Raw genomic sequence first — 21,886 nt, forward strand, 5'->3', positions numbered from 1 at the left:
ACCGGTGGCGCCCGGCTCGGTCGTCCTAGAGCGGGATGTTGCCGTGCCGGCCGCGGCGGGCCGGGGCGGCGGCGAGGGCGCGGGCGAGGCTGGTCCGGGTGTCGACCGGGTCGATGATGGCGTCGATGACACCGAGCCCGAGCGCCCGCTCCACACCGCCGGCGGTACGGGTGTGCTCGTCGACGAGCCGGGCGAGCACCCGCGGGCGCTCCTGCTCGGAGGCGGCCGCGAGCGCCCGCCGGTGCAGGATGCCGACCGCGGCCTCGGCCCCCATGACGGCGACCTCCGCCTCCGGCCAGGCCAGGACGGCGGTCGCGCCGAGCGACCGGGAGTTCATCGCGATGTACGCCCCGCCGAACGACTTGCGGGTGACCAGGGTGACCCGGGGGACGGTCGCCTCGGCGAAGGCGTAGAGCAGTTTGGCGCCGCGGCGCACCACGCCGTCCCATTCCTGGCGCACGCCGGGCAGGTAGCCCGGCACGTCGACGAGGACGAGGAGCGGGATCCCGAACGAGTCGCACAGGCGGACGAACCGCGCGGCCTTCTCCGCGCTCAGCGAGTCCAGGCAGCCGCCCTTGCGGATCGGGTTGTTCGCGATCACGCCGACGCTGTGGCCGTAGAGGCGGCCGAGACCGATGACGATGTTCGGCGCCCAGCGCGGCTGGAGCTCCTCGAACTCCTCGAACTCCTCGAGGTCGGCGCCCGTCCCGGCGGGACCGGCGGGACCGTCGAGCAGACCGCGCACCAACGGCCGGACGTCGTAGGCCCGGCGGGGCCGCTCCGGCAGCAGCGCCCGCGGGTCGGGCCGGTCGGCCGCGATCTCGTCGGCGGTGATGGCGTCGAGGTCGATCCGCCCCGGGTCGACGAGCAGCGAGGTGATCCGGCGGGCCCGCAGGTAGGCGTCACTCTCCGAACGGGCCACCACGTGGACGACCCCGGAGCGGCGGCCGTGCGCGTCCGCCCCGCCGAGTCCCTCCATGTCGATCTGCTCACCGGTCACGGTGCGCACGACATCGGGACCGGTCACGAACACCCGGCCCGCCGGAGCCATGATCACGACGTCGGTCAGCGCGGGCCCGTAGGCGGCGCCGCCCGCGGCCGGTCCGAGGACCACCGAGATCTGCGGCACCTTCCCGGAGGCGTGGATCATCGCCGCGAAGATCTGGCCGATGCCGTCGAGCGCCTCGACGCCCTCGGCGAGGCTGGCCCCGCCGGAGTGCCAGAGCCCGATCACCGGGCAGCCCGCCTGGACGGCCTCGTCGATGGCCGCGACGATCTGCCGGGAACCCTGCGCGCCGAGCGCCCCGCCCATCTGGGTCCCGTCGGTGCAGAACGCGATGACATCGCGGCCGCCGATCCGCCCACGGCCGGCCAGCACGCGCCCGCCCGGGGCCGCGGGAGTCGGATTCCAGGAACCGGGGTCGAACAACTGGGACAGCCGCCGGCGGGGGCCGCGCGGATCCTGCTCCGGGATGATGACGCCGACCCGGTCGCTGCTGGCCAGTTCAGTCATTAGCTCCGTCACCCAAAATCGCCCATGAATGCAATAACAATCAGCCTTTCGGCAGATTACCGTGTACTGGATGGTTGTATGCAGAAGCAATCTGAAATACAGGTGAACAAGTCCGGTGGATGGCGGCCGTTCCGGCGGTGACGGCGGGCCTGTCTGGCGGCGGATCATCGGTACAGCTGTGCCGATCACACTGGCACAGCTGTTTCGATCGAGCTGCCCACCCGTGGGCGGATCATACTGGTGCGTGGCGTCCCCGGCCGGCCCACGCTGGTCCCGCCGGCCCCGGAGCGCGCCCGGCCATCGCTCCCGAGGCGCCGGCTCCCGGCCATGATGGATACTCCTAGGACGAACAGGTCGTCGGCCGCAAGAAGGAGCAAAAGTATGCAAAAGGCGCTCGCGCCCGAGATCTCGACCTGGCCCGACGAGCAGCCGCAGCTCATCGGTAGCCGTTGCGGCGACTGCAGCGCCACGACGTTCCCCACCCAGGCCCTCTGTCCCCGGTGCAGCGGCGACAAGATGACCGACGAGCTGCTGCCCCGCCGCGGCACCCTCATCGCGTGGACGACGCAGGGCTTCGTCCCGAAGCTGCCCTACGCCGGTGGGGAGACGGCGAAGACCTTCAAGCCGTTCGGCGTCGGGCTGGTCCAGCTCGGCGACGTGATCCGCGTCGAGGGCCGGCTCACCGAGGCCGACCCGCAGAAGCTGCGGTTCGGCATGGACGTCGAGCTGACGATGGTGCCGTTCTACACCGACACCGACGGCGACGAAGTGGTCACGTTCGCCTTCGCGCCAGCCTGACCCCACGCCGCACGAGCCAGAGAGGAACCATCGAGATGAACGACGTCGCCATCATCGGCGTGGGCCTGCATCCCTTCGGTCGCTTCGAGAAGTCGGCCATGGAGCTCGGCGCGGACGCGATCCAGCTGGCGCTGAAGGACGCCGGGGTCGAGTGGAAGGACATCCAGTTCGGTGTCGGCGGCAGCCTGGAGGTCGCCAACCCGGACGCGGTGACGAGGCTGGTCGGGCTGACCGGCATTCCGTTCACCGACGTGTTCAACGCCTGCGCGACCGCGGCCAGCGCCATCCAGCTGTGCGCCGACACGATCCGGCTCGGCAAGTACGACGTCGGCATCGCCGTGGGTATGGACAAGCACCCGCGCGGCGCGTTCACCGCCGACCCGTCGATGCTCGGCCTGCCGGCGTGGTACGCCGAGAACGGCCAGTTCGTCACCACGCAGTTCTTCGGGATCAAGGCCAACCGCTACATCCACGAGCACGGTATCTCGCAGCGGACACTGGCGAAGGTCGCCGCCAAGAACTACCGCAACGGCGTGCTCAACCCGAACGCCTTCCGGCGTAAGCCGCTGAGCGAGGAGGAGATCCTCGGCTCGCCCATGCTCAACTACCCGTTGACGCACTACATGTTCTGCTCGCCGGACGAGGGCGCCGCCGCCGCCATCATGTGCCGCGCCGACATCGCGCACCGGTTCACCTCGCAGCCGATCTACCTGCGTGCCACGGAGATCCGCACCCGCCGTTTCGGCGCCTACGAGGTGCACAGCACCTTCGCGCCGGTCGACGAGGACGTCGCGCCGACCGTCTACGCCGCCCGCGCCGCCTTCGAGGCCGCCGGCGTCGGCCCCGGGGACGTCAACGTGATCCAGCTCCAGGACACCGACGCCGGCGCGGAGATCATCCACATGGCCGAGTGCGGCTTCTGCGCCGACGGTGAGCAGGAGAAGCTGCTCGCCGAGGGCGCGACCGAGATCAACGGCCCGCTGCCGGTCAACACCGACGGTGGCCTGATCGCCAACGGTGAGCCGATCGGCGCCTCCGGGCTCCGCCAGGTGCACGAGCTGGTCCGCCAGCTGCGTGGCCAGGCGGGCGACCGCCAGGTCGCCGGCAACCCGCGAGTCGGGTTCGCCCAGGTCTACGGCGCCCCGGGCACGGCCGCGGCCACCGTTCTCACCGTCTGAGCGGGCGCCCGGCCCGTACGGGCCGGGGCGGGGCCGACGGTTGCGGGGAACCTGTCCCCGTGCCGAGGGTCGGCGGTCGGACCGGTCGTGGTGACCGGTCCGACCGCCGGCCCTCGTCGTCGTTGCGGATCATCACGGCGACGCCACCGAGGGCGTCGCTGTCGAGGGCGTCGGTGGCGCTCTCGAGAGCGGGGCGAGTGCCCACTTATCGGATGGATCGCCAGCTGGCGCAGTCCCAGCGGTGATCCGCGTCAATCTCCAGGTCTTGCAGAGTGAGCACACATTCACTACGCTCCCGCCCACCGCGACGGCCGGATCCGTCGGACCTGGGGAGAGACATGCACTTACGCAAGATCATGATCGCGATGCTCATAGCCGTCGCAACCATCGCCGCCGGGTGCGGCGACTCGTCGTCGGGCGACTCGGCCACCACGGACGGCTCCGGCGGTGTCAGGCCCTCGGGCACGCCGGTGAAGGTCGGCGTGATCTGTAGCTGCTCGGGCTCGTTCGGCAAGACGATCGACGCGGCCGGCAAGGTCACCGAGGCCTGGGCGAAGTCGGTGAACGCCGCCGGTGGCATCAACGGCCATCCCGTCGAACTCACGAAGTACGACGACGCCGGCAACCCGGGGACCTCGGTCACGAAGGCGCAGGCACTGATCTCCGCCAAGGTCGACGTGATTCTCGACCTGACCCCGCTCGACGCGGCCTGGGGCGCGGCCGCCGCGGCGGCGAAGATCCCGGTCGTCGGCGGAGAGCTGAACTCCTCGCTGTTCATCAAGTACCCGAACGCCTACGCCTCGGGCCAGACCGCGAGCGCCCTGCCGTTCTCGGTCATCGCCACGGCCAAGCTGGCGGGGGCGAAGAACGTCGGCATTCTCTACTGCGCCGAGTCACCGAGCTGTCAGGAAACGGTTCCGGGAATCAAGGCCGCCGGTGACAGGCAGGGAATCCCGGTCGCCTACAGCGCGTCCATCTCGGCGACGGCGGCCAACTACACCGCGCAGTGTGTCGCCGCCAAGCAGGCACATGTCGACGCGCTCTATATCGCCCATTCGGCGTCGATCCTCCAGAACGTGGCGACGGACTGCGACCGCCAGGGTTACAACCCCAGCTTCCTCGAGGCGGGAACGGGCTTCCAGCTGGCCCTGGCCGACACGCCAGGGCTGAAGGACCACCTCTGGATGACGTTCCCCATCCTCCCGTTCTTCGTCGACCAGCCTCCGGCACGGGCGATGAACACCGTGCTCGACAAGTACTACCCGGGCCTGCGCGAGGACAGGACCTGGAGCACCTTCGCCTCCCAGGCGTGGACCGGTGGGCTGCTCATCGAGAGTGCCGTCAGGGCCTCGGGCGCCGGCGCGAACGACGAGCTGTCCGCCGAGATCCTGACCAAGGGCTTCACCTCGGTGAAGGACGACAACCTCGGTGGATGGTCGGCGCCGCTGACCTTCAAGGCCGGTCAGGCGAATCCGGTCAACTGCTCGTTCACCGCCCGCCTGCAGGACGGAAAGGCGCTGCTGGTGGACGACGGGAAGCTCGTCTGCGACAAGTCCTCCTAACCGCGGGTTCCGAGGCCGCGGGGGGCCGGTGTTCGCGCACCGGGCCCCCGCGGCCTACCCGTCGTGTCGATCCGGATATGAAGCCGAGGCTTTCGTGAACGACTTCCTGCCCTTCATCGTCATCGGTCTCGCGACCGGCGCGGTCTACGGCCTCGCTGGAATCGGTCTGGTGCTCACCTACAAGACGTCGGGTATCTTCAACTTCGGTTACGGAGCGGTGGCCACGCTCGTCGCGTTCTGTTTCTATTTCCTGAACGTCGATCACGGCTGGCCCTGGCCGCTCGCGGCGGCCGTCTCGCTGCTCGTGTTCGCGCCGTCGCTCGGCCTGGTGCTGGAGCTGCTGGCCCGGTCGCTCGGCGGGGCCGGCGAGACGATCAAAGTCGTCGCGACCGTCGGGCTGATCCTCGCCGTGTCGAGCGTCGGGCTGCTGTGGCACCCGATCAACCCGCCGACCTTCCCCCACTTCCTGCCGCAGGACACGGTCCGGCTGGTCGGGGTGAACGTCACCTGGGAGGAGATCATTCTCTTCCTGCTGTCGGCGGTGGCGGCCGCCGGGCTCTACTGGTTCTTCCGGTCGGTCCGGTTCGGCATCGTCATGCGCGGCGTCGTCGACAACCACGAGCTCGTGTCGATGAGCGGCGACGACCCGGTGTTGATCCGCCGGTGGGCCTGGGTCATCGGCAGCGTCTTCGCCGGTGTCGCCGGGCTGCTGCTGGCACCGTCGCACGACCTCGACGGCGTCACCCTGACCACGATCGTGTTCGCGGCCTTCGGCGCCGCCGCCATCGGCTACTTCAGCAACCTGCCGCTGACGTTCGCCGGCGGCCTGGTGGTGGGCATCGCCAGCTCGCTGGTCGACAAGTACTCCGCGACCGTCACCTGGATCGGCGGCCTGCCGCCCGCGCTGCCGTTCGTGATCCTGTTCGTGGCCCTCATCGTGCTGCCCCGTCGCCTGCTCGCGCAGCGCCGCCTGACGGCCGTGCTGAGCACCCGGCGCTCCTACCGGGCCCCGGTCCGGATCCGGCTGACGACGTTCGCGATCGCGATCGTCCTGCTCGGCCTGGTGCCGACGATCCAGTCCGGTCACATCGCGGTGTGGTCGTCCGCGCTCATCAACATCATGCTGTTCCTGTCGCTGGGGCTCCTCGTCCGGCGCTCCGGCCAGATCTCGCTGTGCCACCTGGCGTTCGCCGCGGTCGGCGCGGCCGCCTTCGGGCACTTCTCCGCCAGCATGCCGTGGCTGCCGGCGCTCGTCCTGGCGACCCTGGTCGCCATCCCGGTCGGTGCCCTGATCTCGATTCCCGCCGTGCGGGTGTCCGGGGTGTTCCTGGCGCTGGCCACGCTCGGGCTGGGCATCCTCGCCGAGCAGGTCTTCTACACCCGGGACTTCATGTTCAGCCAGTCCGCGTTGGGCATCGAGGCGCCCCGGCCGGTCTTCTCCCTCGGCGGGCTGGACCTGTCCAGCGACAAGGGCTTCTACTACCTGCTGCTGGTCATCACCGTGCTCGTCGCGGGCGTCATCACCGCGATCGGCCACGGTCGGCTGGGCCGCCTGCTCGAGGCGCTGGCGGACTCGCCGCTCGCCCTGGAGACCCACGGGACGACCTCGAGCGTGCTCAAGGTGATCGTCTTCTGCCTCACCGCCGCGATCGCCTCCCTGGCCGGGGCGCTCAACGCGATGCTGTTCCACTTCGGCGTCGGCACGTACTACCCGTCGTTCAGCTCGCTGACCCTCGTCGCGCTGGTGGTGATCGTGACCATCGGTGACCCGTGGTACGCGCTCGTCGCGGCGGTCGGCTACAGCGTGCTCCCGGCCTACATCACCGGTCAGAACACGAGCACCGTGCTCAACCTGCTCTTCGGGCTCGGCGCCGCCACCGCCGCGTGGGGTACCCGAGGCGGCGTCACCCCCGCCCGCCTGCAGACCCTGCTGAACCGGCTGGGCGGCCGATCAGCCCCCGAGACCCCCGATGCCCCCGGCGCCCCGGACATCCCGGTCACCGCGGACGCGGCCCGCCAGCAGTCCTCGCCCCGCCGGGAGGCGCCCGCCGGGGACGGCCTGACCGTCCGCGGCCTGTCCGTCCGCTTCGGTGGCGTGCACGCGGTGAACGGGGTGACCCTGCGGGCCCGGCCCGGAGCCGTCACCGGTCTGATCGGGCCGAACGGCGCCGGCAAGACGACCACCTTCAACGCCTGTAGCGGCCTGCTCCGGCCCAGCTCCGGCGAGGTCCTCCTGCACGGCACCGACGTCACGGGGGAGGGGCCCGCCAGCCGAGCCCGGCACGGGCTGGGGCGGACGTTCCAGCGCACCGAGCTGTTCAACAGCCTGACCGTGCGGCAGAACGTCGCCCTGGGCCGCGAGGCGTCCCTGGCCGGCGCTAACCCGCTCACCCACCTGGTGGGCTCCCGGCGGGCCAACCGGGTCATCGCGCGGGTCGTCGACGAGTCGCTCGCGCTCACCGGCACCACCCGGATCGCCGACCTGCAGGTCGGGCTGCTCCCGATCGGGCAGCGGCGCCTGGTCGAGCTCGCCCGGGCCCTCGCCGGCCCGTTCGACATGCTGCTGCTCGACGAGCCCTCCTCCGGGCTGGACGGCCACGAGACCGAACAGTTCGGCCAGGTGCTGCGGACCGTGGTCCGCGAACGGGGCTGCGGCGTCCTGCTCGTCGAGCACGACATGACCCTGGTCCGGGAGATCTGCGACTACCTCTACGTGCTCGACTTCGGGCAACCCATCTTCGAAGGGACTCCAGTCCAGATGGAGAACTCAGACCGGGTGCGCAGCGCGTACCTCGGCGGCGTGGCCGTTCCCGTGGACGCTCAGGACGCCCCGTCGACCGACCGGAGCGCCCCGCTCCAGCCGCGGAGGTAGCCGGCGATGCTGACCCTGAGCTCGGTCACCGCCGGTTACGGCCAGACGACCGTCCTGCGCGACGTCGACCTCACCGTCGGGGACGGCGAGGTCGTGGCGCTGCTCGGCCCCAACGGCGCCGGCAAGACGACACTGCTGCGTACCGCCACCGGATTCGTCCGGCCGCGGTCCGGCCGGATCGAGGTCGACGGCCGGGACGTCACCGGGGCCGCGCCCCACAGGTACGCCCGGCTGGGCGTGTGCCACATACCCGAGGGCCGGGGGATCTTCCCCTCCCTCACCGTCCGGGAGAACATCACCATCCAGGCCCGCGCCGGCGGCGCGGACGCGGTGGCTGAGGTCGTCGAGCTGTTCCCCGCACTCAAGGGCAGGCTGCGGCAGACCGCCGGGAGCATGTCCGGCGGCGAGCAGCAGATGCTCGCCCTGTCGCGGGCCTACGTCACCAACCCGAAGCTCGTGGTCGTGGACGAGGCGTCCCTCGGGCTCGCCCCCCTGATCGTCGACACGATCTTCGAGCTCCTGGGGCGACTGGTCGAACGCGGGGTGTCGCTCGTCGTGGTCGAGCAGTACGTGCAACGCGCGCTCGATCTCGCCACGACGGTCTACATCCTCAGCCGCGGCGAGATCATCCATCGGGGTGCCGCGGCGGACCTCGGCGCGGACGAGATCTACGAGAAGTACCTGGGCATCGAGTCCTGACCGCCGCCGGCCCGCGAGTGTGACCGGTTCCGCTCCGTCGTGCACTGACATTCGGCAGGTATGTATGATACATACATATGTATAGTACAAATAAGTAAGGAGGGGGCCATGACCTCCAGCGCCGACAGCGGTGGTACCGCCCCGGCCGACAGGTGGACGACTCGCGCGTCAACGTGATCATCGCCGTCCTGGGCGGGATAGGCGTCGTCGTCGCGATGATGCAGACCCTGATGGTGCCGCTGCTGCCGACGCTGCCGTCGCTGCTGCACACGAGCTCGGCGAACGCCTCCTGGGCGATCACCGCCACCCTGCTCACCGCGTCCGTCGCCAACCCGGTGTACGGGCGGCTCGGTGACCTCTACGGCAAGCGGCGCATGGTCTTCGTCGCCGGCACCGCGCTCGCCTGCGGCTCGGTGGTGTGCGCCCTGAGCGGCTCGCTCGTGCCGCTGCTGGTGGGCCGGGCGATGCAGGGCCTCGGGCTCGCGATCATCCCGCTGGGCATCAGCATCATGCGTGACCTGCTGCCGGCGAAGCGGCTGATCCCCGCCATGGCGCTGATGAGCTCCTCGCTCGGNATCGGNNGCGCGCTCGGCCTGCCGCTCGCCGCAGCCGTCGCCCAGCAGACGGACTGGCACATGCTGTTCTGGGGCGCGACCGTCGCCGTCATCGCCCTGATGGTGCTGATCTGGCGGGTCGTTCCCGAGTCGCCGGTGCGCGGCACGGGCCGGTTCGACCTGCCCGGGGCGATCCTGCTCTCCGGCGGGCTCGTCGCGCTGCTGCTCGCCGTGTCGAAGGGTGGCACCTGGGGCTGGACCAGCACCACCACCCTCGGCCTGGGCGGCCTGGCCGCGGCCCTGCTCGTGGCCTGGACCTGGTGGGAGACCCGCGCCGAGGCGCCCCTCGTCGACCTGCGCACCACCATCCGGCGCCCCGTCCTGCTGACGAACATCGCCTCCGTCGCCCTGGGCTTCGCGATGTACGCGAACTCGCTGATCAACCCGCAGCTGCTGCAGCTGCCGAAGGCCACCGGGCACGGGCTCGGCCAGTCGCTGCTCGCCACCGGCCTGTGGATGGCCCCGGTGGGGCTGGTGATGATGGCCGTCTCGCCCCTCGCCGGCCGGCTGATCACCGCCCGCGGACCGCGGACCTCACTCCTCATCGGCTCGGCCGTGATCTCCGGTGGCTACTGCCTCGCGCTCGGCCTCACCGGCAGCCCGCTGGGAGTCCTTCTTGTCAGCTGCGTGATCAGCACCGGTGTCGCGCTGGCGTACGCGTCGATGCCCACTCTGATCATGCAGTCCGTCCCGGCCTCCGAGGGCGCCTCGGCCAACGGCATCAACACCCTGATGCGCTCCATCGGAACCACGGGGGCGAGCGCGGTGATCGGTGTGGTCCTGGCGAACATGACCATCCCGTTCGGCTCGACCCGGGTGCCCTCCCTCGCCGGCCTGCACGTCGGCTACCTGATCGGCGCCGGCGCCGCGCTGGTCGCCGGCCTGCTGGCTCTCGGCATCCCCGGCCGGGCGGCGGCGAAGGCGGCCGTCACGGTCCCGGAACCGCGCCGGACGTCGCCGCAGGCGGCCCAGCCCGCGGTGACGTCCACCTCAGGTGCCTGAGGTCGGGCTCACGCGTCTGAGGCCGCCGACGTTCTCGGCGGCCATGACGCTCGGGTTCGCGCGGACGGTGAAGACCGCGGGAGTCGCCGCGGAACGCCGTCCACAGCCGTGGGTCCGGGTCGATGAAGTTCGCCGACCAGACGACCATGTCGATGACCACGTCGGCGCCGCCGCTGATCAGTGTGTTGTACCGCTGGCCCGGGTCGTTCGATGTGCGGATGGTGATGCTGTCGAGGTAGGGCCGGAGCGCGGCCGACACCGGGCTAACGCGTGGCGGGGGACGACTCGGCGGCCCAGTAGGCGTCGCGCAGCGGCCTCTTGTAGAGCTTTCCGTTGTCGAGGCGGGGCAGTTCGGGCACGAAGTCGATCGACCGTGGCCACTTGAACGGCGCGAGCCTGGTGCGGCAGTGCTCCAGCAGCCGGGCGGCCAGCTCGTCGCCGGCGTCGGCCATCCGCACCGGCTGGACGACGGCCTTGACCTGCTCGCCGAGCTCGGGGTGCGGCACGCCGAACACGGCGACGTCCACCACCTCGTCGTGCACCACCAGGACGTCCTCGATCTCGCGCGGGTAGATGTTGACCCCGCCCGCGATGATCGTGAAGTCCTTGCGGTCGCTGAGGTAGAGGTAGCCGTCCTCGTCGACGTGGCCGATGTCGCCCAGGGTGCGCCAGCCCGGGTGGTCGGGGTGGCTGACGGCTCTGGTCCGCTCCGGGTCGTTGTGGTAGCTGAAGCCCGCGCCCTTGGCCTCGAAGTAGACCGCGCCGTCCTGGCCGGCCGGGAGCTCCGCGCCGTCCTCGCCGCAGATGTGCAGCACGCCGCCCTGCGGGCGGCCGACCGACCCCGGGTGCGCCAGCCACTCCTCGCTGGTCAGCCCGGTGCTGCCGACGTTCTCCGAGCCGGAGTAGTACTCGAAGATGATCGGGCCCCACCACTCGATCATCTGCCGCTTGACCTCGACCGGGCACGGCGCGGCCGCGTGGACGGCGATCCGCAGGCTCGACAGGTCGTAGCGGTCGCGGACCTCGGGGGGCAGCTTGAGCATCCGGACGAACATCGTCGGGACCCACTGGGAGGTGGTCACCCGGTACCGCTCGATCGCGTGCAGGGCCCCCTCGGCGTCGAACTTCGGCAGGACGACGACCGTCCCGCCGACGCTGTGCATCAGCGCGGACACCCGCAGCGGGGCGGCATGGTAAAGCGGCGCGGGGGAGATGTAGACCGCCTCGGCGTCGAAGCCGAAGGCCCCGCGGGCGCCGGGGAGGAGCGGGGCGTCGCCCTCGCTGGCGGGCCAGTCCGGCAGCGGGAACTGGATTCCCTTGGGCCGGCCGGTCGTTCCGGAGCTGTAGAGCATGAAGGTGCCCCGGATCTCGTCGTTCCTGGGCTCGGCGGAGAAGCCGGCGGTGGCGGCGTCGAGATCCTCGTAGTGCTCGGAGCCCCCGTCGAGCATCAGCCGCCGGGCGACCCCGGGGGTCTCGGGGACCACGGCCTCGGCGACCTCGGCGAGTGCCCGGCTGCTGATCAGCGCCCGAGCCCCGCTGTCGTTGATCAGGTAGGCGACCTCGGGCGGGGTGAGGTGCGAGTTCACCGGGGTGATGTAGAGGCCGCAGTTGAGGCCGGCCCACACCAGTTCGAAGTAGCGCAGGTGGTTCTCGGCGAGGATCGCCAGGCGGTCACCCGGGCGCAGGCCCGAGTCGACGAGTAACCGGGCCAGCCGGTTGGAGCCCTCGACGAGCTCACGGTAGGTCAGGATCCTCTCCTGCCCGTGGGGACCACCGGCGAGAATCACAGCGGGCTTGTCCGGGGTCAGCGTCGCGAAGTCGGCTGGGTACATCTGGTCCTCCGTGTGCTCTGTGCGTGGGCCTGCCGGCCCGCGCGCATGTCACGACGGCCCCTCCGCCTGTCCGGCACCAGGACCGCCCCCCAGGGAGAACAACGGTTCGCCACGAGGGGAGCGCTGCTCTTTCGAGGGTGATACCAGATTCTTCCCAGTGGAGATAGATGTTGACTCCGCCACGGAAACGTGACGCCGCAGGTCAGCAGATGCGGGGGAGTTGCTCGCCGATGAGCATGTCGACGAGCCGGGTGCCGCCCAGCAGCGTGCGCAGGACCACCCGGCCGGGGTGGCCGGCGACGACGTCGCCCAGGCGGGTGGCGTGCCGGCCCTCGGGGCGCGAGCGCATGACGGCCAGGATCTCGTCGGCGGCCTCGGGCGCGACGACGGCGACCAGGCAGCCCTCGTTGGCGACGTGCAGTGGGTCGAGGCCCAGCAGGTCACAGGCGGCGGCGACCAGCGGCGGCACGGGCAGCGCCGCCTCGTCGATCTCGACACCGACACCGGACGCCGCGGCGATCTCGTTGAGCGCCGACGCCACCCCACCGCGGGTCGGGTCGCGCATCACGTGGAGGTCGCCGCCGCGACGCTCCACCATGGCCTGGACGAGACGGTGCAGCGGGCGGGTGTCGGAGGCGATGTCGGCCTCGAAGCCGAGGGCCTCCCGCGCGGAGAGCACGGTGGTGCCGTGCGCGCCGATAGGCCCGGAGACGAGCACCGTGTCGCCGGGGCGGGCGAAGGCGGCCGAGACCCGCGCGGCGGCCAGCCGGCGGCCGATGCCGGACGTCGTCACGAAGATGCCGTCGGCGGCGCCGCGCGGCACGACCTTGGTGTCACCGGTCACGACCGGGACCCCGGCGGCGGCCGCGGCCGCACCGACCGAGGTGATGATCCGCCGCAGGTCGTCGAGGGGAAAGCCCTCCTCGATGATGTAGGCGACGGTGAGGGCGAGCGGCGTGGCGCCCATCATGGCCAGGTCGTTGACGGTGCCGTGGACGGCGAGCGTGCCGATGTCCCCGCCGGGGAAGAACAGCGGGCTCACCACGAACCCGTCGGTGCTGGTGACCAGGGCGACGCCGTCGACGTCGAGCACGGCGGCGTCCTCGAGCACCCCGCCGGAGGGCCGGCCCGCGCCCGGCGCGCCCAGGGCCGAGCCCGCGCCGAGCGCGGGCAGCAGGACGTCCCGGAGCAGCTCGGCGGACAGCTGGCCGCCGCTGCCATGCCCGAGCGTCACCCGCTCGGTCTCGACGCGGGGCAGCGCGCAGCTGGCGAAGGCGGGGTCAACGGTGGTCACGACGACCTCACGGGGGCGGGGAGCACGACGGGGAACGGGCCGGCCGCACGGCCGGCGGAGTGGTAGGCGGCGCAGGTGCCCTCGGTGGAGACCATCGGCGCGCCGAGCGGGGTGCGCGGGGTGCAGGCCGCCCCGTAGGCGGTGCAGTCGGTCGGCTCGCGGGCGCCGGTGAGGATGTCACCGGCGATGCAGGCCGGATGCTCCCGGGCGGTCAGACCGGCGACGTCGAAGCGGGTCTCGGCGTCGTAACGGGCGAACTCGTCGGCCAGGGCCAGGCCGCTGTCCGGGATGGTGCCGATGCCGCGCCAGGCGCGGTCGCACACCCGGAACACCCGGCGGATGGCCTCCCGCGCGCGAACGTTGCCGTCGCGGTGCACGGCCCGGGCGTACTGGTTCTCCACCCGCGCGTGGCCCGCCTCGAGCTGGCGGACGGCCATCAGGACGCCCTCGAGCAGGTCGAGCGGCTCGAAGCCGGTCACGACGACGGGCACCTGGTAGCGGTGCGCGATGGGCTCGTACTCCGTCCAGCCCATGACGGCGCAGACGTGGCCGGCGGCGAGGAAGCCCTGGACCCGGCGGTCGGGCGCGTCGAGCAGCGCCGTCATGGCCGGCGGGACGAGCACGTGGCTGACCAGGACGCTGAAGTTGGGCAGCCGGAGCTGGTGGGCGCGCAGCACCGCCATGGCGTTCGCCGGCGCGGTCGTCTCGAAGCCGACCGCGAAGAAGACCACCTGGCGGTCCGGGTGCCGTTCGGCCAGCCGGACCGCGTCCAGCGGGGAGTAGACGACGCGGACGTCGCAGCTGCGGGCACGCAGAGCCAACAGGTCGGTCCCCGTTCCGGGTACCCGCAGCATGTCGCCGTAGGAGGTGAAGACGACCTCGGGCCGGGCGGCGACGGCCAGCGCCTTGTCGATGAGCTCGAGCGGGGTCACGCACACCGGGCAGCCCGGCCCGTGGATCATCCGCAGGCCCGCCGGCAGCAGGGTGTCGATGCCCTGACGGACGATGGTGTGCGTCTGGCCGCCGCAGACCTCCATCAGGGTCCAGGGCCGGATGGCCGTCGTGTGGATCTCGTCGAGCAGCCGCCGGGCGAGGGCGGGGTCACGGTACTCGTCGAGGTATCTCACAGCTCGGCCTCCAGCGAGGCGCCCATCGAACGGAGCATCTCCAGGGTGCGGTGCGCCTCGGCCTCGTCGACCAGGCTGATGGCGAACCCCACGTGCACGATGACGTAGTTCCCGACCCGCGCGTCGGGGACGTAGGCGAGGCAGACCTCGCGGGTGAGCCCGTCGAAGTCGACCGTGCCCATGAGCAGGCCGGCGACGTCGACGGTCGCCACGATCCGGCCGGGTATCCCGAGGCACATGCTGGGCCAGTCTCCGGTGCGACGGTCAGGTGCGGCAAGGGACGTCCGGCCCGTCCGATCGGCTCGTACGGACTCCCGCGGCCGAGGCGATGAGGCTGCCGTCCGGCACCAAGGCGCGCACTAACGTCCACTCGCATGACGAGCGAAACCGGCCGGCCGTTGTCCGCCCGGCTGGCGGACGCGGGGGTCGACCGGCGGTCCTTCCTGAAATTCTGCGCGGGCATCACCGCGACGCTCGCGTTGCCGGCCCAGTTGGCGCCCAAGGTCGCCTACGCGTTGGACAAGGTCGACCGTCCCACCGTGATCTGGCTGGAATTCCAGGACTGCGCCGGTGACAGCGAGGCATTCCTGCGCTCGCGTAATCCGTCGGCCGCGGACCTGATTCTGGGCATGATCTCGCTCGATTACCACGAGACGGTGATGGCGGCCTCCGGCACGGCCGCGGAGAAGGCCCGCGACGACGCGGTGGCGAAGGGCGGGCACCTCGTCGTCGTCGAGGGCTCCATTCCGACCGGAATTCCCGGGGCGTGCACGGTCGGCGGAAAGTCGGCCGAGGAAATCCTGCGCGCGGCGGTCCGTGGTGCGGCCGGCATCATCAATGTCGGGACCTGTTCGGCCTTCGGCGGGATTCCGGCGGCCGGGCCGAACCCGACCGGCGCGGTCCGGGTCGAGGACGTCGTCGGCGGGGTCCCGGTGGTGAACCTGACCGGCTGCCCGGTCAACGCGGACAACCTGACCGCCACCATCGTCCACCAGCTCACCTTCGGTGAGTTCCCGGCGCGGGACAGGTTCGGCCGGCCGCTGTTCGCCTACGGCGAGCGCATCCACGACACCTGCCAGCGCCGCGGCCACTTCGACGCCGGCGAGTTCGCCGAGCAGTGGGGTGACGCCGGCCACCGCAAGGGCTGGTGCCTGTACCGGCTGGGCTGCAAGGGGCCGAGCACCTTCCACAACTGCCCCAGCGTCCGGTTCAACGGGGGGACGTCCTGGCCGGTGGCGGCCGGGCACGGCTGCGTGGGCTGCTCCGAACCGGGCTTCTGGGACACGATGTCCCCCTTCTACGACCGGCTGCCGCACGTGGCGACCTCCGGTTTCGACCTCACCGCCGACAAGATCGGCGTCGGGGTGCTGGCGGCCACCGCGACCGGCTTCGCGGCGCACGGCGTCGGCAAGGTCGTCCAGCACCGGGTCGCCGCGCACCACGAGAAGCAGGCCGCGCGGGACCGGGCGGCAGACGCGGCCGACACGGCGGCCACGGCCGACACGGCGGCCACGGCCGACACGGCGGCCACGGCCGACACGGCGGCCACAGCCGACCACGAAGCGCCCATCGGCAAGGCACACACCGACGCAGAGACGGGCGAAGCGGAATGAGTCGGCTTGTCATCGACCCGGTGTCGCGGATCGAGGGCCACCTGCGGGTCGAGGTGCAGGTGGACGGCGGTCAGGTCACCGAGGCCTACGCGTCCTCGACGATGTGGCGCGGCATCGAGACGATCCTGACCGGCCGGGACCCCCGGGACGCCTGGCTGTTCGCGCAGCGGATCTGCGGGGTGTGCACCTCGGTGCACGCGCTGGCCTCGGTGCGGGCGGTGGAGGACGCGGTCGGCGCCGTCCCGCCGCTGAACGCCCGGCTGCTGCGGGATCTGATCGCCACATCACTGTGCGTGCACGACCATGTGGTCCACTTCTACCACCTGCAGGCCCTGGACTGGGTCGACCCGACCGCGGCGCTCGCCGCCGACCCGGCCCGCGCCGCGGCGCTGGCCCAGTCCATCTCCGACTATCCGCGGTCCACCGCCGGCCTGTTCGCCTCGGTGCAGACCCGGCTCAAGGTCTTTCTCGAAAGCGGGAAGATCGGGCCGTTCACCAACGGCTACTGGGGCCATCCGGCCTACCGGCTGAGCCCGGAGCTGAACCTGATCGCGTTCAGCCACTATCTCGACGCGCTGGACTTCCAGCGGGAGTACATCCGGGTGCACGCCCTGCTCGGTGGAAAGAACCCGCACCCGCAGACCTACGTGGTCGGCGGAATGGCGTCCCCGATCGACCTCAACAGCCAGGACGCCATCAACGCGAACACGCTGCAGGAGGTGGCGCAGATCCTGCAGCGGGGCCTCGACTTCGTCGAACAGGTCTTCCTGCCCGACCTGCAGGCGATCGGCGCCGCCTATCCCGAGTGGACGACCTACGGTCGGGGCCTGGGCTCCTACATGGTGTTCGGGGACTATTCCCTGTCGCCGCCGGGTATCGCCCGGCCACCCCGGGACGGCCTTTTCCCCGGCGGGATAATCCGGAACGGGAACCTGGCGGCGAAGCCGGAACCCTTCGACCCGTCCGGGATCGCCGAGTCCGTCGCCCATTCGTGGTTCCGCTACGACGACCCGGGTGCCGCGCTGCCCCCCTGGAAGGGTGAGACGACCCCGCAGTACACCGGTCCCGAACCCCCTTTCGAGCAGCTCGACGTCGCCGGGAAGTACACCTGGCTGAAGGCGCCGCGCTACCAGGGGGCGGCCATGGAGGTCGGCCCGGTGGCCCGCATGCTCGTCGGCTACACCTCCGGGGACGCCCGCATCCGCCCGCTCGTGCAGGGCGCGCTCGACGCCCTGCGCCTGCCGCCCGAGGCGCTGATGTCCACCCTCGGCCGGGTGCTGGCCCGCGGCCTGGAGACCAGGCTGATGGCGCAGTACTCCCTGGAACTGGTCAACCGGCTGCGTGACAACGTCGCCGGCGGTGACCTGGCCGTCGCCGACACCGGGCGCTGGCGCCCGACCTCCTGGCCGGAGGGCACCCTGCTCGGTGTCGGCTTCCACGAGGCCCCCCGCGGATCGCTGTCGCACTGGGTCGTCATCGAGGGCGGCCGGATCCGCAACTACCAGGCCGTGGTGCCCACCACCTGGAACGCCAGCCCCCGCGACGCGGCCGGCAATCCCGGCGCCTACGAGGCCGCGCTGGTCGGCACGCCCGTCGCCGATCCGCAACGGCCGCTGGAGATCCTGCGCACCCTGCACTCCTTCGACCCCTGCATGGCCTGCGCGGCGCACCTCTACGACGCCGAGGGCCGCGACATCATCGAGGTGCGGGTCCAGTGAGCACGACCGCCCCCGTCCCGCGGACCGGGCACGCCGAGCCGGCCGGCCACACCGGCCCCGCGGAGCTCGTCCGGTTCCGGGTCTGGGATCTTCCGGTCCGCCTCATCCACTGGCTGCTGGTGCTGGACCTCGTCACGCTGTCCGTCACCGGCTACCTCATCGGGAACCCGGACATCCACCCGGGCGGCCACGTCTACTGGGTGAGCTGGACGAGGAGCATCCACAAGGTCGCCGCGTACGTCTTCATCGCGCTCATCCTGGCCCGGGTCATCTGGCACCTCCGCTCGCCCAACCTCTGGTCCCGGTGGACGGAGTGGATACCGAGCACCCGGGAACGGCTGGGCCAGATCGTCCCGTCGGTGCGCTTCTACACGTTCCTCTCCCGGGAGGCGCCCCCGGTCATCGGCCACAACCCGCTCGCCGGCCTCACCTACACCGTGCTCTACACGATGTTCGGAGTCGAGATCGTCACCGGCCTGGTGCTGTGGGGGGTGGAGGGCACCGGCTGGGCGGCCTGGCTCACCGGCTGGCTGCTCCACGTGGTGTCGCTGCCGACGCTCCGGCTGGTCCATCACCTGATCATGTGGCTCACCTGGGGTTTCATGATCCACCATCTCTACAGCGCCATCCTGGTCGACCGGGTGGAGGGCACCGGCGTCCTGACCTCGATCTTCTCCGGTCACAAGTTCCTCCCGAAGGACCACCTGCCGAAGGACCATCTGTGACCGGGCCGGCCGACCTCCGGGACAGCACCACCTCGACGGGCGCCCCGGTCCTGGTCCTCGGGATCGGCAACGAGCTGCTCGGCGACGACGGCGTCGGCGTGGTCGCCGCCCGGCGGCTCGGCGCGCCGCCGATCCCCGGGGTCGACGTCCTCGACGGCGGGACACTCGGGCTGATGCTCATGCCCTACCTCGCCGGCCGGCACGCGGTCCTCGTCCTCGACGCCGTCTCCACCGCCCACGGCCGGCCCGGCGACGTCGTCGTCATCCCCGACGGGGACGTCCGCCGCGGCCACGGCGTGCGCGCCACCGCCCACGACATCGGCCTCGTCGACGCGCTGGCCGCCACCGAGCTCGCCGGCTTCGCCCCCCGGCACGTCGCCCTGGTGGGCATCGTGCCCGAATCCGTCACCGAACGCTGGGGCCTGAGCTCCCTGCTCGAATCCCGGGTGGACGCCCTGGTCGACGCGGCCCGCTCCGTCCTCGCCGACTGGTCCGTGCCGGCCGAAGAGTCCGTGCGTACCGAAGAGTCCGTGCCTACGGGAAAGTCCGTGCTCACCGGAGAGAAGGCGCAGGTACCCCGACATGCATGAGGCCGGCCTCGCCCGCTCCGCGGTCAGCGCCATCGCGGAGGCCAGCGCGGGAACCCCGGTACGGACGGTGGTGCTCGCCGCGGCGGCCGGGGTCGACATCGCCTCGGCCACCGCCGCGTGGCGGTCCGCCGCCGTCGGGACCTGCCTGGAGAACACCCGGCTTTCCTGGGAGCACGCGGCGGACCGGCTGCGCTGCTTCGCCTGCGGCCACGAGTATGACGGCGCCCGGCTCGACCCGTGCCCGTCCTGCGGCGGCAACGGGCTCGTCGTGACGGCCGCGGACGAGCTGGCCGTGGTCAGCTGGACCACCTGACCAGGCCGTCAGACCGGCGTCACCTGTGAGACCCGCCAGCCGTCCGGCGTGCCGACGAGGTTGATCTCCTGCACCACCGAACCGGTGGCCGGCTGCCGGCTCACCACGCCGCCGCTCGCGCCGACGACGGCGAACGGCGTCATGTGCGACCGGAAGTGCAGAACCGCGATGGACGAGGTCTCGGTCAGCACCGTCACCGCCTCGATGACCTGCCGGCCGCCCTGCCCGTGCCCGCCGATCGCGGCCATGGACCGGATCGCGGTCTCGTCGTCGGCCCGTGCGCTGCTGCCGGCGGTGTACACCCCGGCCAGCAGGCCGACGTCCACGGTTTCGTAGGCGGCCACCCGGGCCTGGTCGAGCGTGGCGAGAACACCGATCCAGTACTGCGCGCGGGACGGGTCCGCAGATGGCTGGAGGCCGGCACCCACCGGCGCGGGCGTGGTGACGACGACCACGCCGGAAGCCTGCGGGGAGGGCGCGCCGGACGCGGTGCCACCCGGGGTGGGCTGCGGGGGCACGCCCACCGCTGTGGGGGTGCCGACCGGTACGCCGGGCGCCGACGGCACCGTGGCCGTCGAAGCTGCTCCGGCCACGGCGGCGGGCGGTGGCGTGGCCCGGTCGGAGTCCGTCGGGTGGTAGACGACGGCCAGGGCCACGCTCGCGACACCGAGTGTCATCGCTGTCGCCGCCGCGGCGGCCGCTGCGCGGCGCCGGCCCCTCCCGCGCCGGCCTGTCCCGCGGTGCCGCTGCGGGCCCGCCGGCTGAACGGCCGCCGACCGTAAGGACGCGAGGGACGCCGCGGGCGGTGGCTCCGCGGGCGGTCCGAGACCGGCGACGGTCAGGACCGGGGCCACGGCCCGTGACTCCTGCGCCGACTCCTCCGCGAGCGATCGGGCCGCCAGCACCTCGGCCATCGGGCGGGTCGTCGATCCGGTCAGCTCGCCGAGCAGCTCGGCGGCGCTCGGCCGGCCGGCCGGATCCTTGCTCATCGCGGCGCGCACGAGCGGGAGCAGCCGGGGATCCAGGCCGTCGAGGCCTGGCTCGTCGTACACCACCCGGTGCATGACGACCGGTATGGCGGCGATCCCGAACGGTGGCTTACCCGTCCCGGCGAAGGCGACGACGCCACCCCACGCGAACACGTCGGCGGCCGCGGTCGTCGTCTCGTGCGTGGCCTGTTCGGGTGCCATGAAGGCGGGCGTGCCGACGGTGTCGGAGGCACTGGTCAGCAGCGAGCCGGACTCCAGCGACAGCGCCACGCCGAAGTCGATGACCCGCGGCCCGGTCTTCGACAGCAGCACGTTGTCGGGCTTGATGTCCCGGTGGACGAGGCCGGCGCTGTGGATCGAGGTGAGCGCGGCCGCGATCGCCACGGCGAGCTGGTGCAGGTCGGTGGTGGACAGCGGCCCGTGCTCGTCGACCGCGCTCGCGAGCGTCGGCCCGTCCAGGAACTCGGTGACGATGTAGGGCCGCCCGTCGAACACCCCGAAGTCCAGCACCTCCGCGGTGCAGAACGGCGCCACGCTGCACGCGATCCTGGCCTCCCGCTGGAACCGGGCCAGATACCGCTCGTCACGGGCCAGATGCTCGTGAATGATCTTGACGGCGACGGGACGGCCGTCCGGCGAGTGGGCCAGGTACACCCGGCCCATCCCACCGCTGCCGAGGACATTGTCCAGGACGTGCGCTCCGATGGACCGGGGATCAGCCGCCCGCAGCGGCGTCCCCCGGCTGACCACCATCCACGCACCCCCGTACATGCCGCATATCTGGGCAGAACCCTACCCGTGGACCAGATCGCGGCCGTCACTCGAAGCCTCCGGCGGTCTACCGTGGGTAGAGCCTGCTCCGGGATGCCGCTGTGTCTGGCGAGGTGGACGGTGCACGAGGGATCGTTGTACGAAACGCTCGGGATCGCCCCCACCGCGACCGACGCCGAGATCCGGGCCGCGTACCGCCGCGCGGCCCGGCACGCCCATCCGGACACGGGCGGTTCGCCCCGGTCGTTCCAGCGGGTCCACGCCGCCTACCGGGTTCTGGGCGATCCCGCCCGTCGGCGTGCCTACGACCTGGGCCTCGCGCGCTCGGCCGCGCCTACGCCTACGGCCGGGGCCGCGGCCGCGCCGAGCCGGCCGGTCAGCCGGGCCGGTGACGGTGTTCCCCACCCGGACGCGCGGGAGCGGCGCCGCTACCTCCTCGCCATGGCCGTGTGTCTGCTGCTGTTCGTTCTGGCGGGGACGGTCGTCCGGCTGTTCTCCGTCCCAGCGGCGCTGGGGATGATGGTGGTCGCCATGGTCATCCCCCCGGCGGCGGTGATCTCCGTCAGCCGCCCACCGCACCGTTGACCCAGGCGCCCCGCGTGCCCGAGAGCCCCGCACCCGGGGCCCAAGCATCCACGGCGGGCCTCGTGACCGCCGTTTCTGCCGGACTCCGGCA

18 protein-coding genes are annotated in these 21,886 nt (G+C 71.8%); 12 read left to right on the forward strand and 6 right to left on the reverse strand.

From position 1 onward, the window contains the following. Window positions 1-25 precede the first annotated feature (25 nt). Window positions 26-1,513, reverse strand: a complete 1,488-nt coding sequence (locus B056_RS0115355; RefSeq protein WP_018502754.1) for an acyl-CoA carboxylase subunit beta — start codon at window positions 1,511-1,513, stop codon at window positions 26-28. A 381-nt stretch (window positions 1,514-1,894) separates the two neighbouring features. On the opposite strand from B056_RS0115355, the gene B056_RS0115360 reads away from it, so the two are divergent. The 6 genes from B056_RS0115360 to B056_RS36625 all read left to right on the forward strand — a co-directional run bounded on the left by B056_RS0115360 (window position 1,895) and on the right by B056_RS36625 (window position 10,238). Next, window positions 1,895-2,311: a Zn-ribbon domain-containing OB-fold protein gene (locus B056_RS0115360; RefSeq protein ID WP_018502755.1), complete on the forward strand. Its 417-nt coding sequence runs from the start codon at window positions 1,895-1,897 to the stop codon at window positions 2,309-2,311. Window positions 2,312-2,346: 35 nt separating this feature from the next. Continuing rightward, window positions 2,347-3,489: a thiolase family protein gene (locus B056_RS0115365; RefSeq protein ID WP_018502756.1), complete on the forward strand. Its 1,143-nt coding sequence runs from the start codon at window positions 2,347-2,349 to the stop codon at window positions 3,487-3,489. Window positions 3,490-3,827: 338 nt separating this feature from the next. Further along, window positions 3,828-5,051, forward strand: coding sequence for an ABC transporter substrate-binding protein (locus B056_RS0115370; RefSeq protein WP_018502757.1), 1,224 nt, complete (start codon window positions 3,828-3,830; stop codon window positions 5,049-5,051). A 94-nt stretch (window positions 5,052-5,145) separates the two neighbouring features. Then, window positions 5,146-7,923 carry a branched-chain amino acid ABC transporter permease/ATP-binding protein gene (locus tag B056_RS0115375; RefSeq protein ID WP_018502758.1) on the forward strand — a complete coding sequence of 926 codons (2,778 nt, stop codon included), beginning with the start codon at window positions 5,146-5,148 and terminating at the stop codon, window positions 7,921-7,923. Between the two features lie 6 nt (window positions 7,924-7,929). Beyond that, window positions 7,930-8,622, forward strand: coding sequence for an ABC transporter ATP-binding protein (locus B056_RS0115380; RefSeq protein ID WP_018502759.1), 693 nt, complete (start codon window positions 7,930-7,932; stop codon window positions 8,620-8,622). A gap of 152 nt (window positions 8,623-8,774) precedes the next feature. Continuing rightward, the gene (locus tag B056_RS36625) at window positions 8,775-10,238 is read left to right on the forward strand and encodes an MFS transporter (protein WP_018502760.1); all 1,464 of its coding nucleotides are present in this window, start codon (window positions 8,775-8,777) and stop codon (window positions 10,236-10,238) included. A gap of 263 nt (window positions 10,239-10,501) precedes the next feature. On the opposite strand, the gene B056_RS0115395 is transcribed toward B056_RS36625, so the two are convergent. The 4 genes from B056_RS0115395 to B056_RS0115410 form a co-directional block, all read right to left on the reverse strand. After that, a complete protein-coding gene (locus tag B056_RS0115395) occupies window positions 10,502-12,070 on the reverse strand; it encodes an acyl-CoA synthetase (protein WP_018502762.1) in 1,569 nt (522 codons plus the stop codon). A 202-nt stretch (window positions 12,071-12,272) separates the two neighbouring features. Further along, the gene (hypE, locus tag B056_RS0115400) at window positions 12,273-13,364 is read right to left on the reverse strand and encodes a hydrogenase expression/formation protein HypE (RefSeq protein ID WP_018502763.1); all 1,092 of its coding nucleotides are present in this window, start codon (window positions 13,362-13,364) and stop codon (window positions 12,273-12,275) included. Further along, window positions 13,361-14,491, reverse strand: a complete 1,131-nt coding sequence (gene hypD / locus B056_RS0115405; protein ID WP_018502764.1) for a hydrogenase formation protein HypD — start codon at window positions 14,489-14,491, stop codon at window positions 13,361-13,363. Before hypD ends, hypE begins: the two co-directional genes overlap by 4 nt. Further along, window positions 14,488-14,730 carry a HypC/HybG/HupF family hydrogenase formation chaperone gene (locus tag B056_RS0115410; RefSeq protein WP_018502765.1) on the reverse strand — a complete coding sequence of 81 codons (243 nt, stop codon included), beginning with the start codon at window positions 14,728-14,730 and terminating at the stop codon, window positions 14,488-14,490. Before B056_RS0115410 ends, hypD begins: the two co-directional genes overlap by 4 nt. 135 nt (window positions 14,731-14,865) lie before the next feature. Here B056_RS0115410 and B056_RS36630 point away from each other — a divergent pair, with 135 nt between their 5' ends. From B056_RS36630 to B056_RS0115435, 5 genes are read left to right on the forward strand one after another with little or no spacing between them, the layout of a single operon-like run. Next, window positions 14,866-16,104 (forward strand): hydrogenase small subunit, encoded by a 1,239-nt coding sequence (locus B056_RS36630; protein WP_018502766.1) that lies wholly within the window; start codon window positions 14,866-14,868, stop codon window positions 16,102-16,104. After that, on the forward strand, window positions 16,101-17,822 hold the full coding sequence (locus B056_RS0115420) for a nickel-dependent hydrogenase large subunit (protein ID WP_018502767.1): 1,722 nt from the start codon (window positions 16,101-16,103) through the stop codon (window positions 17,820-17,822). The genes B056_RS36630 and B056_RS0115420 overlap by 4 nt, the downstream gene beginning before the upstream one ends. Next, window positions 17,819-18,547: a cytochrome b/b6 domain-containing protein gene (locus B056_RS0115425; RefSeq protein ID WP_018502768.1), complete on the forward strand. Its 729-nt coding sequence runs from the start codon at window positions 17,819-17,821 to the stop codon at window positions 18,545-18,547. Before B056_RS0115420 ends, B056_RS0115425 begins: the two co-directional genes overlap by 4 nt. After that, a complete protein-coding gene (locus B056_RS36635) occupies window positions 18,544-19,137 on the forward strand; it encodes a HyaD/HybD family hydrogenase maturation endopeptidase (protein ID WP_018502769.1) in 594 nt (197 codons plus the stop codon). The genes B056_RS0115425 and B056_RS36635 overlap by 4 nt, the downstream gene beginning before the upstream one ends. Then, on the forward strand, window positions 19,130-19,450 hold the full coding sequence (locus B056_RS0115435) for a hydrogenase maturation nickel metallochaperone HypA (protein ID WP_018502770.1): 321 nt from the start codon (window positions 19,130-19,132) through the stop codon (window positions 19,448-19,450). Before B056_RS36635 ends, B056_RS0115435 begins: the two co-directional genes overlap by 8 nt. An 8-nt stretch (window positions 19,451-19,458) precedes the next feature. Here the strand turns inward: B056_RS0115435 and B056_RS39465 are convergent, their stop codons facing one another. Then, window positions 19,459-21,192: a serine/threonine-protein kinase gene (locus B056_RS39465; RefSeq protein ID WP_051105637.1), complete on the reverse strand. Its 1,734-nt coding sequence runs from the start codon at window positions 21,190-21,192 to the stop codon at window positions 19,459-19,461. 138 nt (window positions 21,193-21,330) lie between these two features. Here B056_RS39465 and B056_RS0115445 point away from each other — a divergent pair, with 138 nt between their 5' ends. Beyond that, window positions 21,331-21,795 (forward strand): DnaJ domain-containing protein, encoded by a 465-nt coding sequence (locus tag B056_RS0115445; protein ID WP_035751609.1) that lies wholly within the window; start codon window positions 21,331-21,333, stop codon window positions 21,793-21,795. Window positions 21,796-21,886 lie beyond the last annotated feature (91 nt).

The sequence above is a fragment of the Parafrankia discariae genome, assembly GCF_000373365.1.
Lineage (GTDB): Bacteria > Actinomycetota > Actinomycetes > Frankiales > Frankiaceae > Parafrankia > Parafrankia discariae.

Excerpts from the sequence above, each read along its gene's own strand:
- B056_RS0115435 (WP_018502770.1), top strand. The coding sequence starts at position 19,130 with ATGCATGAGGCCGGCCTCGCCCGCTCCGCGGTCAGCGCCATCGCGGAG.
- B056_RS0115360 (WP_018502755.1), top strand. The coding sequence starts at position 1,895 with ATGCAAAAGGCGCTCGCGCCCGAGATCTCGACCTGGCCCGACGAGCAG.
- B056_RS0115420 (WP_018502767.1), top strand. The coding sequence starts at position 16,101 with ATGAGTCGGCTTGTCATCGACCCGGTGTCGCGGATCGAGGGCCACCTG.
- B056_RS0115410 (WP_018502765.1), bottom strand. The coding sequence starts at position 14,730 with ATGTGCCTCGGGATACCCGGCCGGATCGTGGCGACCGTCGACGTCGCC.
- B056_RS36630 (WP_018502766.1), top strand. The coding sequence starts at position 14,866 with ATGACGAGCGAAACCGGCCGGCCGTTGTCCGCCCGGCTGGCGGACGCG.
- B056_RS0115380 (WP_018502759.1), top strand. The coding sequence starts at position 7,930 with ATGCTGACCCTGAGCTCGGTCACCGCCGGTTACGGCCAGACGACCGTC.
- B056_RS39465 (WP_051105637.1), bottom strand. The coding sequence starts at position 21,192 with ATGGTGGTCAGCCGGGGGACGCCGCTGCGGGCGGCTGATCCCCGGTCC.
- B056_RS0115355 (WP_018502754.1), bottom strand. The coding sequence starts at position 1,513 with ATGACTGAACTGGCCAGCAGCGACCGGGTCGGCGTCATCATCCCGGAG.
- B056_RS0115370 (WP_018502757.1), top strand. The coding sequence starts at position 3,828 with ATGCACTTACGCAAGATCATGATCGCGATGCTCATAGCCGTCGCAACC.
- B056_RS0115395 (WP_018502762.1), bottom strand. The coding sequence starts at position 12,070 with ATGTACCCAGCCGACTTCGCGACGCTGACCCCGGACAAGCCCGCTGTG.
- B056_RS0115365 (WP_018502756.1), top strand. The coding sequence starts at position 2,347 with ATGAACGACGTCGCCATCATCGGCGTGGGCCTGCATCCCTTCGGTCGC.